Source organism: Kribbella sp. NBC_00382 (assembly GCF_036067295.1).
Lineage (GTDB): Bacteria > Actinomycetota > Actinomycetes > Propionibacteriales > Kribbellaceae > Kribbella.
Genome location: NZ_CP107954.1, coordinates 8335154 through 8351119 on the forward strand (window position 1 = coordinate 8335154; position 15966 = coordinate 8351119).

Annotated in this window: 16 protein-coding genes; 9 read left to right on the top strand and 7 right to left on the bottom strand. The window is 67.8% G+C overall.

Translation table 11 applies throughout. From position 1 onward, the window contains the following. The first annotated feature begins 2 nt into the window (after nucleotides 1-2). Nucleotides 3-863, top strand: coding sequence for a homocysteine S-methyltransferase (mmuM, locus tag OHA70_RS39050; protein WP_328326811.1), 861 nt, complete (start codon nucleotides 3-5; stop codon nucleotides 861-863). Nucleotides 864-865: 2 nt separating this feature from the next. Here mmuM and OHA70_RS39055 read toward each other — a convergent pair whose 3' ends face one another. After that, nucleotides 866-2668, bottom strand: a complete 1803-nt coding sequence (locus OHA70_RS39055; RefSeq protein WP_328326813.1) for an ABC transporter ATP-binding protein — start codon at nucleotides 2666-2668, stop codon at nucleotides 866-868. 84 nt (nucleotides 2669-2752) lie between these two features. Between OHA70_RS39055 and OHA70_RS39060 the strand changes: the two genes are divergently transcribed. Beyond that, nucleotides 2753-3169 (top strand): MarR family winged helix-turn-helix transcriptional regulator, encoded by a 417-nt coding sequence (locus OHA70_RS39060; protein ID WP_328326815.1) that lies wholly within the window; start codon nucleotides 2753-2755, stop codon nucleotides 3167-3169. On the opposite strand, the gene pdxR is transcribed toward OHA70_RS39060, so the two are convergent. After that, nucleotides 3166-4710 (bottom strand): MocR-like pyridoxine biosynthesis transcription factor PdxR, encoded by a 1545-nt coding sequence (gene pdxR, locus OHA70_RS39065; protein ID WP_328326817.1) that lies wholly within the window; start codon nucleotides 4708-4710, stop codon nucleotides 3166-3168. The two genes, OHA70_RS39060 and pdxR, sit on opposite strands and share 4 nt — an antisense overlap. A gap of 47 nt (nucleotides 4711-4757) precedes the next feature. On the opposite strand from pdxR, the gene OHA70_RS39070 reads away from it, so the two are divergent. Next, nucleotides 4758-5222 (top strand): carboxymuconolactone decarboxylase family protein, encoded by a 465-nt coding sequence (locus OHA70_RS39070; protein ID WP_328326820.1) that lies wholly within the window; start codon nucleotides 4758-4760, stop codon nucleotides 5220-5222. 6 nt (nucleotides 5223-5228) lie between these two features. Next, nucleotides 5229-5942 (top strand): isocitrate lyase/PEP mutase family protein, encoded by a 714-nt coding sequence (locus OHA70_RS39075; protein ID WP_328326822.1) that lies wholly within the window; start codon nucleotides 5229-5231, stop codon nucleotides 5940-5942. Here OHA70_RS39075 and OHA70_RS39080 read toward each other — a convergent pair whose 3' ends face one another. Both OHA70_RS39080 and OHA70_RS39085 read right to left on the bottom strand, forming a co-directional pair. Then, nucleotides 5943-6650, bottom strand: coding sequence for a hypothetical protein (locus tag OHA70_RS39080; protein ID WP_328326824.1), 708 nt, complete (start codon nucleotides 6648-6650; stop codon nucleotides 5943-5945). It lies immediately after the preceding gene. 32 nt (nucleotides 6651-6682) lie between these two features. Next, nucleotides 6683-7555 (bottom strand): alpha/beta hydrolase family protein, encoded by an 873-nt coding sequence (locus OHA70_RS39085; RefSeq protein ID WP_328326826.1) that lies wholly within the window; start codon nucleotides 7553-7555, stop codon nucleotides 6683-6685. A gap of 50 nt (nucleotides 7556-7605) precedes the next feature. On the opposite strand from OHA70_RS39085, the gene OHA70_RS39090 reads away from it, so the two are divergent. Beyond that, entirely contained in the window at nucleotides 7606-8514 is a 909-nt protein-coding gene (locus OHA70_RS39090; RefSeq protein ID WP_328326828.1) for a cyclase family protein, read from the top strand. Here OHA70_RS39090 and OHA70_RS39095 read toward each other — a convergent pair. Continuing rightward, the gene (locus tag OHA70_RS39095) at nucleotides 8511-10433 is read right to left on the bottom strand and encodes a hypothetical protein (protein ID WP_328326830.1); all 1923 of its coding nucleotides are present in this window, start codon (nucleotides 10431-10433) and stop codon (nucleotides 8511-8513) included. The genes OHA70_RS39090 and OHA70_RS39095 overlap by 4 nt on opposite strands. Nucleotides 10434-10526: 93 nt before the next feature. On the opposite strand from OHA70_RS39095, the gene OHA70_RS39100 reads away from it, so the two are divergent. Then, nucleotides 10527-11021 carry a pyridoxamine 5'-phosphate oxidase family protein gene (locus OHA70_RS39100; protein WP_328326832.1) on the top strand — a complete coding sequence of 165 codons (495 nt, stop codon included), beginning with the start codon at nucleotides 10527-10529 and terminating at the stop codon, nucleotides 11019-11021. On the opposite strand, the gene OHA70_RS39105 is transcribed toward OHA70_RS39100, so the two are convergent. Together OHA70_RS39105 and OHA70_RS39110 are read right to left on the bottom strand one after the other, a co-directional pair. Further along, entirely contained in the window at nucleotides 11018-12997 is a 1980-nt protein-coding gene (locus tag OHA70_RS39105; protein ID WP_328326834.1) for a protein meaA, read from the bottom strand. The genes OHA70_RS39100 and OHA70_RS39105 overlap by 4 nt on opposite strands. A 221-nt stretch (nucleotides 12998-13218) precedes the next feature. Continuing rightward, nucleotides 13219-13527, bottom strand: coding sequence for an STAS domain-containing protein (locus OHA70_RS39110; protein ID WP_328326836.1), 309 nt, complete (start codon nucleotides 13525-13527; stop codon nucleotides 13219-13221). Nucleotides 13528-13652: 125 nt separating this feature from the next. On the opposite strand from OHA70_RS39110, the gene OHA70_RS39115 reads away from it, so the two are divergent. From OHA70_RS39115 to OHA70_RS39125, 3 genes are all read left to right on the top strand, one after another. Next, a complete protein-coding gene (locus OHA70_RS39115) occupies nucleotides 13653-14009 on the top strand; it encodes a hypothetical protein (RefSeq protein WP_328326838.1) in 357 nt (118 codons plus the stop codon). Between the two features lie 174 nt (nucleotides 14010-14183). Next, a complete protein-coding gene (locus OHA70_RS39120) occupies nucleotides 14184-14825 on the top strand; it encodes an RNA polymerase sigma factor (RefSeq protein WP_328326840.1) in 642 nt (213 codons plus the stop codon). Nucleotide 14826: 1 nt separating this feature from the next. Next, the gene (locus OHA70_RS39125; RefSeq protein ID WP_328326842.1) at nucleotides 14827-15963 is read left to right on the top strand and encodes a CU044_5270 family protein; all 1137 of its coding nucleotides are present in this window, start codon (nucleotides 14827-14829) and stop codon (nucleotides 15961-15963) included. The last annotated feature ends 3 nt before the right edge of the window (nucleotides 15964-15966 follow it).

The window sequence follows — 15966 nt, forward strand, 5'->3', positions numbered from 1 at the left end:
CCGTGCACATCCTCGACGGTGGAATGTCGAACGCCCTGGAAGATCGCGGGCACGATCTGTCCGATGCGCTCTGGTCGGCGCGATTGCTGAAGGACGCGCCGGGCGAGATCGCGGCGGTGCATCGGGCGTACTACGAAGCAGGCGCCACCTTCGCGACGACGGCCAGCTACCAGGCGAGTGTCGCCGGCTTCGGCGAGGCGGGAGTGCCACGTGACGAGGCAGAACGGTTGATCAGTTCCAGCGTCGCCATTGCCAAGCGAGTCCGAGACGAGTTGGCCATCGACGGGCAGGATCGGTTTGTGGCGGCATCGGTTGGTCCGTACGGCGCGGTCCTGGCCGACGGATCGGAGTACCGGGGCCGGTACGGCGTGAGTAAGGCGTTCCTGCGCGATTTCCATCTGCCCCGGCTGGAGTTGCTGATTGCCGCAGGCCCCGATCTGCTCGCCGTCGAAACGATTCCCGATCTCGAGGAGGCAGCGGTACTGGTCGAGCTGATCGACGAGATCGCCTTTCCTGCTTGGCTTTCGTACTCCGTGGCCGGTACTCGCACTCGCGCCGGACAGTCGCTCGAAGAGGCGTTCGCCATCCGGAGTACCAGCCTCGTCGCCGTTGGCATCAACTGTTGCGCACCGGAAGATGTCCAAGGGGCCGTCGAACTCGCCGCCGCGGGGACCGGAAAGCCGGTAGTCGCCTACCCCAACAGCGGCGAAGGATGGGACGCAGGAGGTCGCCGCTGGACCGGCGACGCCGCTGACTCCACCTCGTTGACGCCCGGATGGGTGGCGGCCGGAGCGGAGTACATCGGCGGCTGCTGCCGAGTAGGGCCTGAGGACATCCGGGCCTTGACCCGCGCGATCAGCTAGGGCTAGGTGGCCAGGCGGGCGTAGCGGCCGTTGCTTTCTACCAGGGTGGCGTGGGTTCCTGACTCGATGACCCGGCCATGGTCGACGACGGCGAGTTGGTCGGCGTCGCGGACAGTGGAGAGCCGGTGGGCGATGGTGATGGTGGTACGGCCCTCGGCTAGGCGGTCGAATGCTTGCTGGACGGCGCGTTCGGTCTCGGTGTCGAGGGCGCTGGTGGCCTCGTCCAGGACCAGGACACGCGGGTTGCGCAGGAGCGTACGGGCGATCGCGATTCGCTGCTTCTCGCCTCCGGAGAAGCGGTGCCCTCGGGAGCCGACCATGGTGTCGTAGCCGTCAGGGAGTCCGGAGATCAACTCGTGGACCTGAGCAGCTCGGGCTGCCTCTTCGATCTCCGCGTCCGTCGCGTCGGGCTTTGCATAGCGGAGGTTCTCGCGCACTGTCGTGTGCAGCAGGTAGGTCTCCTGGCTCACGACGCCGACCACACCGGCGAGATCCGCCAGCCGTAGGTCACGCAGGTCGATACCGTCGATGGTGACGCGTCCGCTGGTCGGGTCGTAGAGCCGCGCGACCAGTGAGGCGAGGGTGCTCTTGCCTGAGCCGGTCTCGCCGACCAGGGCGAGCGTAGTACCGGCTGGAACGTCCAGGCTGACACCGGCCACCGCGGCCGTTTCGCTGCCCGGGTAGACGAAGGTGACGTCCTCGAACCGCACATGGCCTTCGATCCGGGACGGATCGATCTCGATCGGGTCGGCCGGGTCGTCCACGTCGATCGGCAGGTCGAGGTACTCGAAGATCCGCGCGAACAAGGCCAGCGAGCTGGTGAGCGCGACTCCGACGTTGAGCAGTCCCATCAGCGGCCGGAACAGGCCGGCCTGCAGGGTGGTGAAAGCGATCAGGGTGCCGATGGACAGGGTTCCGGCAGTGAAGGGCAGACCGGCGCTCAGGTAGATGATCGCGGGGATGGCGGCGAAGATGACGCTCATCGAGGCCATCCGCCAGCGGCCGGCCAGCTCCGAGCGGAGCTCCAGATCGATCAACCGGGAAGATGACGCAGTGAAGCGGTCGACCAGGGTCGCGGCGGTGCCCATGGTCTTGCTGAGCTGCACGCCGCTGATCGAGAGGCCTTCCTCGACCGTCACGTTGAGATCCGCGAGCTCGCGCTGGCGTTCCGCGGTAATGGTCCGGCGCATCCGGGCGACCTTGCGGGTCAGGTAGATGGACGGCGGCATCACGACGAGCGAGATGAGCGAGAGCTGCCAGGACAATGCGAGCATGGCCGTGGCGGTGGCGATCGCCGTGGTCAGGTTGGAGGCGATCGAGGTCGCCGTCGAGGTGACGACAGGCTCCATACCGCCGATGTCGTTGGTGATCCGGGACTGCACCTCGCCGGTGCGGGTCCGGGTGAAGAAGGCGATCGACTGGCGCTGCAGGTGGGCGAACACGTCGGTCCGCAGCTTGTGCATGACGTGCTGGCCGACCTTGGTGCTGATCCAGGTCTGGACGACGCCGAGGGCCGAAGTCACCGCGGCGACGGCGACCATGCCGGCCACCAGCCAGATCAGCAGGTTGAGGTCCTGGTGCGGCAGCGCGTCATCGATGACGGCGCGCAGCAGGAAGGGTGACGCCATGGCCACCAGGGAGGATGCGACGATGATCGCCGTGACCACGCCGAGGGAGAGTTTGTGGGGACTGAAGAGCCGGCCGATCCGGGCCAGCGATACCTCGCGGGCCTGGGCCTTCTCGGCGGCTGTGGCTGACTTCCGGCCGCCTTCGGGGCGGCCACGTTTCTGATTCTCGTAATCCAAGGCTTACACCCGTTTCTGTCGGAAGAATATACTGAGGTTACCTCACTATGAGGGTACAACAGGATTGGTTGGTACGGTATTCCCATGGCCGCTGAGGACGAGGAGACGCTGCCCGAGTCGTTCTGGGGGGTCGCTCGCCAGCTCCGGCATCTGCGCAAGGAGTCGTTGGCCCCGCTGGACATCGCGCCGTCCCACGCGCGCGCCCTCGGGGTGCTGCTGCGCGAGGGTGCGCTCCGGCTCAACGAGCTCTCCGACCGGCTGCGCATCGCGGCCCGCTCGACCACAGAGGTGGTCGACGCGCTGCAGGATCGCGGGCTGGTCGAACGGCGTCCGGATCCGCAGGACCGCCGGGCGACGCTGGTGGCGCCGACCGACGAAGGGACCCGGGTCGGCGAGGCGATCCGCGCCTCCAACGACGCGGAGGCCGAGGCCTACTTCAGCATCCTCAGCGAGGCGGAGCGGGCCGAGCTGGCCGACATCCTTCGCAAGCTGCGGCGCTAGACGGCCAGGATCTGGCAGAGCAGGTCGAGGGCGCCGTTGTAGGAGTGGTCCGGCGGGGTGCCGTAGCCGACGATGAGGGCTTGGCGGGCGGCCGGGTCCGGGGTGAAGCGGTACCTGTCCAGCGACGCGAGCAGTAGGCCTTGCTGCTTGGCTCGGGCGACCACGTCGGCTGCGTCACCTGGTACGTCGAGCAGTACGTGGAGGCCGGCTGAGATGCCGGCGACTGTGACGCTGGGGGCTCGGACGGCTAGTAGCTCGACCAGGTGGTCGCGGCGGCGACGGTAGTGCTGGCGGGTACGGCGTACGTGGCGGTCGTAGTGGCCGGAGGCGATGAACTCGGCTAGTACGAGTTGGTCGAGGGTGGCCGTCAGTAGGTCGGTGGTGCGCTTCACCTCGAGGACTGGGTCCATCAGGTGTTCGGGCAGGACCATCCAGGCGAGTCGGAGGGCTGGGGCGAGGCTCTTGCTCGCAGTACCGGTGTAGACGACTCGCTCGGGGTCCAGGGCTTGCAGGGCGCCTACCGGCTGGCGGTCGTAGCGGAACTCGCCGTCGTAGTCGTCCTCGATCAGGATCGCGTCGGTCTCGCGGGCCCACTCGACTGCTTTGGTACGCCGGTCCGGTGCCAGCGGGACGCCGAGGGGCATCTGGTGGGCTGGGGTGAGGAGGGCGGCTTTGCCTGCGAGCAGGTCTGCGCGGACGCCGTGCTCGTCTACCGGGACGGGGGTCGGTTGGAGTCCCCTTGAGCGGATGACGTCCCAGTGCAGGTCGTAGCCGAACTCCTCGACGGACATGGTCCGGGCGCCTTGCAGTCTGAGCACGTCGGTGAGCAGGTTGAGTGCTTGGACATAGCCGGAGCAGACGAGGATGCGGTCGGGATCGGCCCGTACTCCGCGCGCTCGCGCGAGGTAGTCGGCCAGGTTCTCCCGCAACTCGGGCCTCCCCCGCGGATCGCCGTACCCGAAGGCGTCGTTGGGTGCCGCTGGCAGAGCCTTCCTCGCTGCCGCGAGCCACTCGCTCCGCGGGAAGGTCGACACGTCGGGTGAGCCAGGGGTCAGGTCATACCGGTAGTTCCTTGCCTCCGGCAAAGAAATTCCGGAGGAGGGGCGGAGGCGGCCGGAGCCGGCGGGGCTGGGGGCGGGGGGCCCGGAGGCGGCGGGGCCGGGGGTGGTGGGGCGGCGGGGATTGGTGTGGGTGGGGAGGACGCGGTTGGCGACGACTGTGCCTGAGCCTTGGCGGGCGGTTAGCCAGCCTTCGGCTACCAACTGACCGTAGGCGTCGGCGACTGTGTTGCGGGCTATGCCTAGGTCTTTGGCCAGTTGGCGGGAGGACGGGAGGCGGGTGCCCGCGGGGAGGCGGCCGGTGCGGATTGACTCGTGCAGGGCGTTGACGAGGTCGGCGCGGCCCCGCCGCTGCGCCAGGTCGAGATGCAGATCGGATCCCGCTGCCCCTCCCTCCCCCACCGCGGCATCCGCGGCGGAGCCGCGGATGCCGCGGTCTTTCACGTCTGCTTCCGGGCTGGAATTGGCCCTCGAACCTTCCATGGAAGTGGACCATACACCTGGGCCGATCTGGGCCTAGCGTTGTCGGCATGAGCACAAACACACGTCGCAGGGTCAAACTCGCCACTCACGCACCGGAGTTCTACCAGGCGCTGATCGCGCTGGACGAGGTGTCGGCGCTGGGGCTGGACACCAAGCTGGCACACCTGGTGCGGATTCGCGCTTCGCAGCTGAACGGCTGCGCCTACTGCCTGGACATGCACACGCTGGACGCCCTGCACGAGGGTGATACCGCCCAGCGGGTCAACGTCGTCGCCACCTGGCGGGAGGCGCGCAAGTTCTACACCGAGCAGGAGCTGGCGGCGCTCGAGCTGACCGAGGCGATCACCCTGATCAGCGTCGACCACGTCCCGGACGACGTCTACGAGATCGCCGCGAACGCCTTCGACGAGAAAGAACTCGCCCAGCTGATCAGCCTGATCATCATGATCAACGCCTGGAACCGGGTCGGCGTCACCTGCCGGATCGAGCCCGGCCACTACGACCCGAGCTGACCAGCGATGACCGCCCCAAGCAAGTCTGAGGCCTTCAGGGCGATGCATCACGGGCCGACTCCCCTGGTGCTGCCGAATGCATGGGATCCGGTCAGCGCCCGGGTCATCGCAGCGGCCGGGTACCCGGCGATCGCCACCAGCAGTGGTGCGGTCGCCCGGGTGCTCGGGTACGACGACGGGCAGCTGACCCCGGTGGCCGAGATGTTCGAGGCGGTCGCGCGGATCACCCGCGCGGTCGACGTACCGGTCACTGCCGACATGGAGGCCGGCTACGGGCTGGACGCGAAGGAGTTCGCCGAGCGGCTGCTGGAGACCGGTGCTGTCGGCTGCAACCTGGAAGACTCAATCGACGATCAGCTGATCGACGTAGAGCGGCAGGCCGACTACCTGTGCGCAGTACGGGCTGCTGCCGGTGCAGACCTCGTCATCAACGCCCGGGTCGACATCTTCATCACCAGTGGGAGCGTTGATGAAGCCATCGCCCGGGGCCGCGCCTACCGTCGCGCCGGCGCCGACTGCATCTACCCGATCGCAGCACCGCTCGACGTCTTGCAGAAGCTCGCCACGGACATCGGTGGTCCGCTCAACGCGCACGCGAAGCCGAATGGCCCGTCCGCAGCAGACCTGATCGCTCTAGGCGCCACCCGCATCTCCTACGGCACCAGTCTGCACAACTTCACTACCGACGTACTGCGGGAGCTTCTGCCGGACCTGACCTGATCACTTGCCGCGCCTGCGGGGTAGGAGGCCGGGGTCCCTGCGACCCCGGCCGACGTCGATCCCGAGCTGCTGCAACCGTAGGTTCATCGCGATGGCGCGAGCGCCGCCGCTGTCGAAGAAGCCGAACCGGTAGGCCTCGTTGGGATCGCCGGCCTCCCAGTACGGGACGTTCAGCTCGCCGTACTTGATGTAGTGCACCTCTGGCTCGCTACCGGCCGCGATGCGCGCCGCATCCTGCGCGCAGACGGGCACCCGCCTGGTACCACCCTTCGGCGGCGTCCAGAGGACCTCCGTCGTCGACGGGCCATGCCGCGGACTGAAGTAACACGGCACCCGTCGCTCGGGTACTGGCCGGCCGGTAGCGCGCGCTTGGACGCAGGCCAGCGCGTAGCGGCCGTCGGCCAGCAGGTCCACGACAGCACTGATCGACTCCCTGGTGTGCAGCCGAGGGGCGGCTCGCTTGGCTTGCTCGTAAGCATCCAGGGCCGCCTGGTAGTCGTACCGGGTGTCTCTATCCAGCTCCTGGCCCGCCAGACTCTCGTCGAGGCGGCTCAACTGCTCACCGAAGTGCGTGACGTCGTCGTCAGCGAGCCTGCGGATGTCCGCGAGCTCTGCGGCCGTTTGGCGGCGTGCTGCTCGCTTCGCCCAGACATACCGGCTCACCGCGGCGACCCCGCCACCGCCGAGGACGATCAGCAGCCACTCCATACTCGATGTTAGACGCGGAGCAGGCCCCTTGATCAGGTCCCGAGCAAGCGCACGGTCTCTGCCCGGCACGTCTGCCAGGCCTTGTCATCCGGGTCGATGAGCTCAAAGTGACCGACGTGTTCGAGTTCGGTCAACTTCACCTGATCGCCTTTGGCTACTGCGGCGTCACGGTAGCGGCGGCTCTGCTCGATCGGGACCTGGCCGTCGCGGGTGCCGTGCACGAGCGCGACCGGGACGTTCAACGGCAGCCGCTCGTACGGCGATGCCAGCTGATACCGCTTGCGGTCCTTGGCAGGCGTCGTACCGAGGAAAGCCGGCACCGCATCGCCGCCGACCTGCTCGTCATAGGCATTCACCAGATCCAGTACTCCGGCCTGTGACACGGCCCCAGCCAGTACGACCCGCGGTGTGGCACCCGGCGCCTCGGGCGGGAGACCCGCGCGGCCGGCGGCCCAGACGGCCAGGTGCCCGCCTGCCGAGTGCCCGACGGCCACCACCTTGCTGAGGTCCACTCGCGGCTGGTCAGCCAGCTTGTCGATCGCGGCCGCGACGTCCTCGAAAGTCGCGGGCCAGCCGCCGCCGTTGCCGACTCGGCGGTACTCGATCGCGTACCCGGCGATCCCTTGCTTGGCGAGGTCCTCGGCCAGCGGGGTGGCCAGTTCGCGACCGTAGCTGCTCATCCAGAAGCCGCCATGGATCACGACGGCCACCGGAACCTTGCCGTTGCCCTCGGGGAGGTAGAGATCCGCGACCTGCGACTCGTCGGTGCCATAGGAGATCGTCATCGCGCCCTTCCCGGGTTGAGCCTTCGGACTGCGGCGGGCCAGCGCGGCCACACCAGCGGTCGCGCCGACACCGGCAACACCGACCGTGCCTGCGAGCAGGAGGTTGCGACGTGTGATCACGAGACGAAATTCGGCGCCGGAGGCCGGCCGGATGGGTGATGATGACCGGCATGGCTAGCTATCGCGCGCGCTTCGACGCCACTGTCTCCTTCACGAACGGCGGCGGCCTGCAGGCCGAGGGGTTCCTCGTCGACGTACCGTCCGCAGACGTTACGTCCGCGGAGGTCGGCGAACTCTTCCTCGACTCCCTCGGCCTGCTGATGGCCGGCGAGGTCCAGCTCACCAACCTGGAGATCGTCGAGGCCGCCCACAAGGGCACCCGCGGCGGCCCGTCCGCCGACACCCGGCCAACCAGCGACCGACCGACGTACGTGGAACTCAGCCATGTCATCCGCGACGGGATGGTGACGCTGCCGAATCTGCCCGGTCCGGAGCTCGGCCTGCAGTTGACCCGAGAGGCGTCGCGGGAGATCTACGCGCCGGGTACCGAGTTCGAGATCGGCAAGATCTCGATGGTCGCCAACACCGGGACGTACCTGGACAGCCCGAACCACCGCTATCCCGACGGGCATGACCTCACCGGCTTCCCACTCGACCGGCTGGTCGAGCTGCCTGCGGTTGTGGTGCGGGTAGAGGACAGCGGGCGGCTCGGGATCGATGCGGCGGCGCTGGCGACGTACGACGTACGAGGCAAGGCGGTGCTGCTGCACACCGGCGACGACGCACGCTTCGGCACCCCGCAGTACGTCGAGAACCCGCACTTCCTCACCCGCGACGGCGCGCAATGGCTGATCGACAACGGCGCCGCACTGGTCGGCATCGACGCGGCCAACATCGACGACATGACCGACGGCACCCGCCCCGCGCACACCCTGCTGCTCGGTGCGGGCCTGCCGATCGTCGAACATCTGACCAGCCTGGCACAGCTCCCCCCGACCGGCGCGACCTTCACCGCCACGCCACCGCGGATCGAGGGCCTCGCCACCTTCCCAGTCCGAGCCTTCGCAACACTGAGCTAGGAATTTGTCGTGACTGCCAGACGGAGCGCATAGACAAGAGCCCAGTCCTGGTCGTTGGCGAGCGGGTCGGCGTGGTGGGCGGGGCGGTTGTTGACGGCGCTGGGGTAGACGAAGGCACAGGTGGCCGAGCCGTCCTGGTGGAAGTTGACCAGGTTGGCTTGGAGGATCGCGTTGCCTTTGGTCGTGAGCTGGTCGGCTTCGGACTGGGTGAGCAGGTCGCGGGGCCAGGTGAGGTAGACCGCGGCGCTGAGGATCGACCAGTAGTGCGGGAAGACGTCACCCCACTGACGCAGTAGGCCGAACCAGTAGCCGTCCCAGTGGCGGATGGGGATGTGGCGCAGGCGGACGTCGGGTTGGTCGGCGGCGAAGGCTGTGAGCCACGGGAGGCGGCGGGTTAGTTCGTTGGGGTCGAACGAATCGGGGGCCTCTTGGTGGGCGGCGATCAGGAGTTCCAGGAGTGGGGCGACCATGGATTGCTCGTAGTTGACCTCGTGGGGCGGGAGGTCGTCGCCGTAGTCGAGGAAGGCTTGCGCGTGGTTGGCGAGGTGGGTGCGCATCTTGGGGTCGACCTTGGCGAGTTCGCGCAGGAGCGGTCCCAGGTCGAAGGCCAGGAAGTGGGTGCCGCCTAGTTCGTAGTACCGGTCGAGGATGCGGATCGCGGTCCTGGGGTCGCCCTGGTTGAGGAAGAAGCGGGCGAACCAGGGGAAGTTGTGGAGGCGGACGTTCTCGTGGAGGCTGTCGTCGGCGACGGTGCCGTCCTCGGAGACCAGGTACTCCGAGACGAACTGCTGATAGCCGGTCAGCGCCTCGTCGAGCTCGGTGCGATCGCCCCAGCCGTTGTCTCTCGTTGCCTGGAGCAACAATGCTGTGCCGACGCGTTCGCGGGCGTCGGACCAGTCGCGCCAGGCGCCGGCGAGCATGCGCAGGCCGGTCTCGGTGTCGTACGGGACGAAGGAGAAGCGGCGGCTGTCGGCCAGCTCGACCGGGCGCTGGTGATCCAGTACGAAGCGGACGCGGCGCTCGACGATGGTGCGGAGGGGCTCGTGAAACAGAACGTTGATGCGGGACGTCACGGTGCCGTCGGTTGCTTCGACGTACTGCGTGCCAGGGGTTGCCGATGTGATGGTGGATGGGCCTTTTGCTCGCTCGGCCAGCTGGATCGCGATGGATTCGCCGACCTCCGCCACAAGCGTCGGCGCGTCGATGAGCGGCTGCCTGGTGGCGTGGAAGGCGGCGAGGGTGTCGTGCCAGGCGAGTTGCCAGGTCCAGCGGTGGGACTCGCCAGGGTGGAGGACGATCTTCGGCTGGCCGCCCATCGCGTGGGGCGCGCGGGCGTGGTCGGTGGGGTGGAGATAGAGGTGGCCGCGGATGTTGCTGCCGGTGTCGGCGTCGCGGGATTCGACGGAGTACGCCCAGAGCTCACCCTCCGTGAGTTGCAGACCGAGCCCGGGGCCGCTGCCGTCCATCGGCTGCGCCCAGACCCAGGAATCGGCGCCGCCCGTCCAGATGTGCGCGTGGACCGCGGTGTTGAGGCTCTCACGGGATGAGCTGTAGAGGTCGCGGTACGGGGTACTGATTCCGAGTGAGCCGATTGTCTGCGTCTCGCCGCTGGTGTTCCGTACTTCGTAGGTCTCGGTCCAGTGCTCTCCGAACCGGCGGCCGACCCGCAGTTCGAGGTCGCCGAGGCGGTACAGGAGATCGATCCCGGTCTGCCGCCACCGAGTGAAGTCCGGCGCGTCGAACCGGTGGCTGCCGCTGCTGGCGATCACGAAGCCCTTGCCCCAGTACCGCGCTGGGTCGTGGACCGGCCCGTCGTCGAGCAGCATCGAGTGCTTCCGGGTCGGATGCAGTACCGCCTTGACGGCCCCGTCATCCGTCAGCTCGACCCGTCCGGCCCCGAACGCAAAAGTTTCCGGCATTTCCCCAACCTAGCGATGTCGAGAACCCGTCGGCAGCCTCGTCCCCGGGGTGTAAGAGCCAATCCTTAGGGCCAAACCGAGAGGAAGAACATCATGAACAAGACCGAGATCGCCGAGATCCTCGCCAAGCCGTACTCGCAGGACCTGTTGAACGGCCCCGAGCCGGCCCGGTTCGCCTACAACGGCCTGGACGGCGATCCGCGGGTGATCCCGATCGGCTTCTGGGTGGAGGACGACCAGATCCAGATCGCCACCGTGCCGAAGGCGGCCAAGGTCGCCGCACTGCGCAAGCACCCGAAGGTCGCGCTGACCATCGACACCGGCGCCTTCCCCCCGAAGGTCCTGCTGCTCCGCGGCACCGCCGAGGTCGAGCTGGTCCAGGGCATCCCCGAGGGCTACCTGGTCGCCGGCCGCAAGGTGATGGCCGACGAGGAGCAGTACGCCGGCTGGCTCGAAGGCGTGAAGGCCCTGTACGACGAAATGGTGCTCATCACCGTCACCCTCACCTGGGCCAAACTCCTCGACTTCGAAACCACCATCCCCAAGGCCGTCGAAGACCTGATCACCGCCAAACAGCAGCAGAGCTAGAGATGGTTGGCGCGGCGGATGACGTCGACGACGTTGGACATCATGCCGGTCAGGTCGTAGTCCTTTGGGGTGTAGACGGCGGCGACGCCGGCGGACTGGAGGGCTCGGGCGTCGGCGTCGGGGACGATGCCGCCGACGACGACCGGGACGTCTTCGAGGCCGGTTTCGCGGAGGCCTTTGACGACCTGGGGGACGAGTTCCATGTGGGAACCGGACAGGATCGAGAGGCCTACGCAGTGGACGTCCTCTGCGACGGCGGCGGCGACGATCTGTTCGGGGGTCAGGCGGATGCCCTGGTAGATCACCTCGAAACCGACGTCACGGGCCCGTACCGCGACCTGCTCGGCGCCGTTCGAGTGACCGTCCAGGCCGGGCTTGCCGACCAGGAAGCGGAGCCGGCCGCCCAACTCGTCGGACGTTGCCGCGACCTTCGCGCGGACAGCCGCAATCGCTTCGCCTCCGCCGGAGACGCCGACTGATCCGGAGACGCCGGTCGGCGCGCGGTACTCGCCGAACATCTCCCGCAGTACGCCCGACCACTCCCCCGTCGTCGCGCCCGCGCGGACGCAGGTGAGGGTGGCTTGCATGAGGTTCTCAGTGCCCTTGGCGGCCTCACGCAGCCGGGCGAGTGCATCCTCGACCGCTTTCGCGTCGCGCTGCTCGCGCCAGAGCTGCAAAGACTTCAACGCGGCCGCCTCGGCCTGCGGGTCCGCCGTCTGGATCGCGGTGTCGAGATCGGCCGTGAGCGGTGACGGGTCGGTGTTCTCGAACTTGTTGACCCCGACCACGACCTGCTCACCCGACTCGATCCGCTGCCGGCGCTCGGCGTGCGACGCGACCAGCGCCTGCTTGAGATAGCCACTCTCGACCGCGACGACGGCGCCGCCCATCGCCTGAACGCGGTCGATCTCCTCCTGCGCCCCGGCGACCAGCTCGTCCACCTTCGCCTCGATCACATGCGAGCCGTCGAAGATGTCGTCGTACTCGAGCAGATCGGACTCGTACGCCAGTACCTGCTGCATCCGGAGCGACCACTGCTGATCCCACGGCCGCGGCAACCCGAGCGCCTCGTTCCACGCGGGCAGCTGGACGGCCCGGGCACGCGCGTTCTTTGAGAGCGTGACGCCGAGCATCTCGAGCACGATTCGCTGGACGTTGTTCTCAGGTTGGGCCTCGGTCAAGCCGAGCGAGTTCACCTGTACGCCGTACCGCAACCGGCGGGCCTTGGCGTCCGTCACGCCGTACCGGTTGAGGCAGACCTCGTCCCACAGCCGCACGAACGCGCGCATCTTGCAGGTCTCCTCGATGAACCGCACGCCCGCGTTGACGAAGAACGAGATCCGCTGGACGACATCCCCGAACCGATCGGCCGGTACCTGACCACCGTCGCGCACGCGGTCCAGTACTGCGATGGCCGTCGACAACGCGAACGCCAACTCCTGCACGGGCGTCGCGCCGGCCTCCTGCAGGTGGTAGCTGCAGATGTTGATCGGGTTCCACTTGGGAACGTTGGAGACCGTGTACGCGATCAGATCGGTACTGAGCCGCAGCGACGCGTCGGGCGGGAAGGCGTACGTGCCGCGGGAGAGGTACTCCTTGACGATGTCGTTCTGCGTCGTACCGGTCAGCTCGTCCGGCAGCGCACCCTGCTCCTGCGCGGCGACCTGGTAGAGCGCGAGCAACCACATCGCGGTCGCGTTGATCGTCATCGACGTGTTCATCTGCGCGAGCGGGATCTGATCGAACAGCGCCCGCACGTCGCCAAGATGAGCCACCGGTACGCCGACCTTGCCGACCTCACCCTTGGCGAGTGGATGATCCGCGTCGTACCCGGTCTGCGTGGGCAGGTCGAAGGCGACCGACAACCCCGTCTGGCCCTTGGCCAAGTTGCGCCTGAAGAGCGCGTTCGACTCCGCCGCCGACGAGTGCCCGGCGTACGTCCGCATAACCCACGGCCGATCCTTCTCGCTGCCCATGTACCCGAGAGTAGGACTATGTGCCCTTGTGAGTCCCCCACCCGTGACTGGTGTCACGAGCGGGGTAGGTCACACACCAACCCCACCGACGGCGAGGAGCCATCTCGGGGGTTAACCCCTCAGATGGTCGGTTGCCACCCCAGGTTCTCGGCAGGCAACCCACCACTTCAGGGGTTAACCCCTGAAACGGGCATGGGCTGGTTGAGCGCCGAGGGGAATGCTCAGGCGGATATCGGGAGGGGGGTGCGTTCGACGTGGAGGATTCGGTGGAGGCGGGTGACCGCGAGGATGCGGATCACCGACGGGAGTGGGTGGCGTAGGACCAACTGCCGGCCCAGGAGCTGGGTGCGGCGGTGGGTGGCTACGAGGAGGCCCAGGCCGGTGGCGTCCAAGGCGTCGAGGGATTCCAGGTCGACGATGACGTCGCCGTCGGAGTTGTCGATCAGGTGGTTGAGTCGCTGTCGTACGTCGCCCACCGAACGGACGTCCAGCAGTCCGGTCAGGTAGATCACGTGGGTCGGTGCGAGCATGTCCGTGCCCTCCGCTCTTCCGGCGGCCCCCGAGAATCGGCCGCGCTTGCAGCGTTGTATTGGTAGAGACTCCCTGGCGACGCGTTAGGTTGCCAAGAGTTCGTGATCTTCCATTTCGCGAGACAATGGTGTCCGTGTTCGCTGAGCACTACTTCCTCTTCCCCGTCGTGGCCATCGCGTTCGCGGGCGGCATGGTGCTGCTCACCCGCTGGGCGTTCTCCAAGGCCAAAGGCGGGTCCTTGGTGCGCCGTACTGACTACTCCCCGGCCGAAAAGGACAGTTTCGGACTGTTGATCGACGTCCAGACGGTCCAGACGTACAACGAGGCCCGGGTGAAGGTCGCGATGCTGAAGGATTTCGGCATCAAGGCGACGGCCGCGCGGACCAAGCAGGACGCCAGACCGGCCGTGAAACACGGCTGGAGCGTCTACGTCTGGCCGGCCGACGAGCAGGCCGCCCGAGGATTCCTGAACTCTTTCTGACTCCCGTTGTCATCCGGATCGACCCCCAGCGCGTCATGAACGCGGACTGTCGGCGGGGTCGAGAAGGGTTCTGGGGACATCGGACAAGAACAGGGTGAGCCGGACGGCAGCACCAGCGCTGCCCCGGGACCGACAGGTCCCGGCGAGCCTCCGGCCGACAGCATGAGGAGTTCGATGACGCCCGACCTCGCCTTGGCGACGCTCGCGTTGCCCGGCCGGCCGCTGGTGTCCAGCCGGGTGGACCTGATCCCCGACGAGGACGCCCGCACTCTGGAAGCGTCGACACGGGAGCCCGACCGGTTCACCCTGATCTTCGACCGGTACTTCCCTCAGGTGCACTCCTACGTCGCGCGCCGGCTGGGCAGCGACCTGGCCGACGACCTGGCCGCGGAGACGTTCCTGGTCGCGTTCCGGCAGCGGGCCAAGTTCGACGGGCGCAACGGCGTCGTCCGGGCCTGGCTCTACGGGATCGCGACCAACCTGATCCGGCGACACCGGCGCGACGAAGTACGGGCATGGCGGGCGACTGCCAAGCTGCCGCTGCCGACGTCGACGGGTGGTCATGAGGAACGCGTCGCCGCTCAGGTGACCGCGCAGGGCGCCAGTCGCCAGCTCGCGGCCGCGCTGGCGAAGGTTTCCGCCAAGGACCGCGAAGTACTCATGCTCGTGGCGCTCGGCGAACTCACGTACGACGAGGTCGCCGCAGCGCTCGGCATCGCCAACGGGACCGTGGCGTCGCGCCTGTCCCGAGCCCGCAAGGTGGTTCGTGAACACCTCGGCCACACCGATCCGACCGCAACTCGCGATGAGGCCTGAGATGAACGAGTTCGACAAGATCCGCAAAGCCTTCCCCGAGCAGCCCGGCCCGTCCGCGGACGCGACGAACAAGGCGCGCCGGCAGGTCCAGGACCTCATCCGTGAGGCGCAGACCGCCAAACACCGAGACCGCTGGTACGCCGCGGCGAAGTCGGGGCGGGTCGGAATGGCCCTGACCGCGACGGCCGCCACCGTGGCGCTGGCCGCGCTCGCGACACCGCTGATCCTGGCGCCCGGCCCCGATGCCGGCGATGCGGGACCGGTGCCGAGCACGATCACGCCGACCAGCCCCAGGCTGACGACGGCCAGCCAGGTCCTGGTCCAGCTCGCCCTCAAGCAGGAGATCGACGAGAAGGTCTCCGGCAAGTACTTCCGGGTCCGCAACCTTCAGATCCGCGGCTTGATCGAGGTCGGCTCACCGAAGTACAAGATCGCGCAGAAGAGCATCACCGAGAGCTGGATGCCGATGCGGCAGGGCGTCGAGTCCTGGTTCGGCTGGGTCGATCTAGGGGCGCACCCGGCGACTCGCGCGGACGCGGCCAAGTGGCGAGCCCAAGGGTCGCCGACGCAGTGGCCGCAGAGCGAGACCGATCCGATCACGATGGCGCCGAGCGAGCCGGTCGTGAACAAGATGACCTTCGACGAGGTTCCGCCCGGCTACTACCTGAGCGGGGTCAAGCCGGTGACCGCCCAGCAGATCCAGGCGCTGCCGACCGACCCCGAGAAGCTCCGCGCCGTGCTCGCGGCGAAGCCGGAGGCGTGGATGACGGCCGACGACATCAACTACCAGGTCTTCAACGCGGCCGGGCGGTTGCTGTTCGAGATGCCGTCGCCGCCGAAGCTGCGGGGCGCGGCGCTGCGAGTGCTGTCGATGCTGCCGGGCGTGCGGATCAAGGAGAACGTCAAGGATCCGATCGGCCGGACCGGCACCCAGATCAGCATGGACTGGGCCAAGCCCGGTCGGCCTTCCAGCGGACCGACCCGGCTCTGGGACGGCAAGACCAACTACGTCGTCGACCCGGCCACGGGCCGGTTGCTGAGTTCGGAGTACGACGGTCAGAAGAAGGGTGCCAGCGTCGTCCTCGAGTCCGGCTGGACCGACGAGAAGCCGACGCCGCCCTCCCCAGCCATCCGCTGAAGC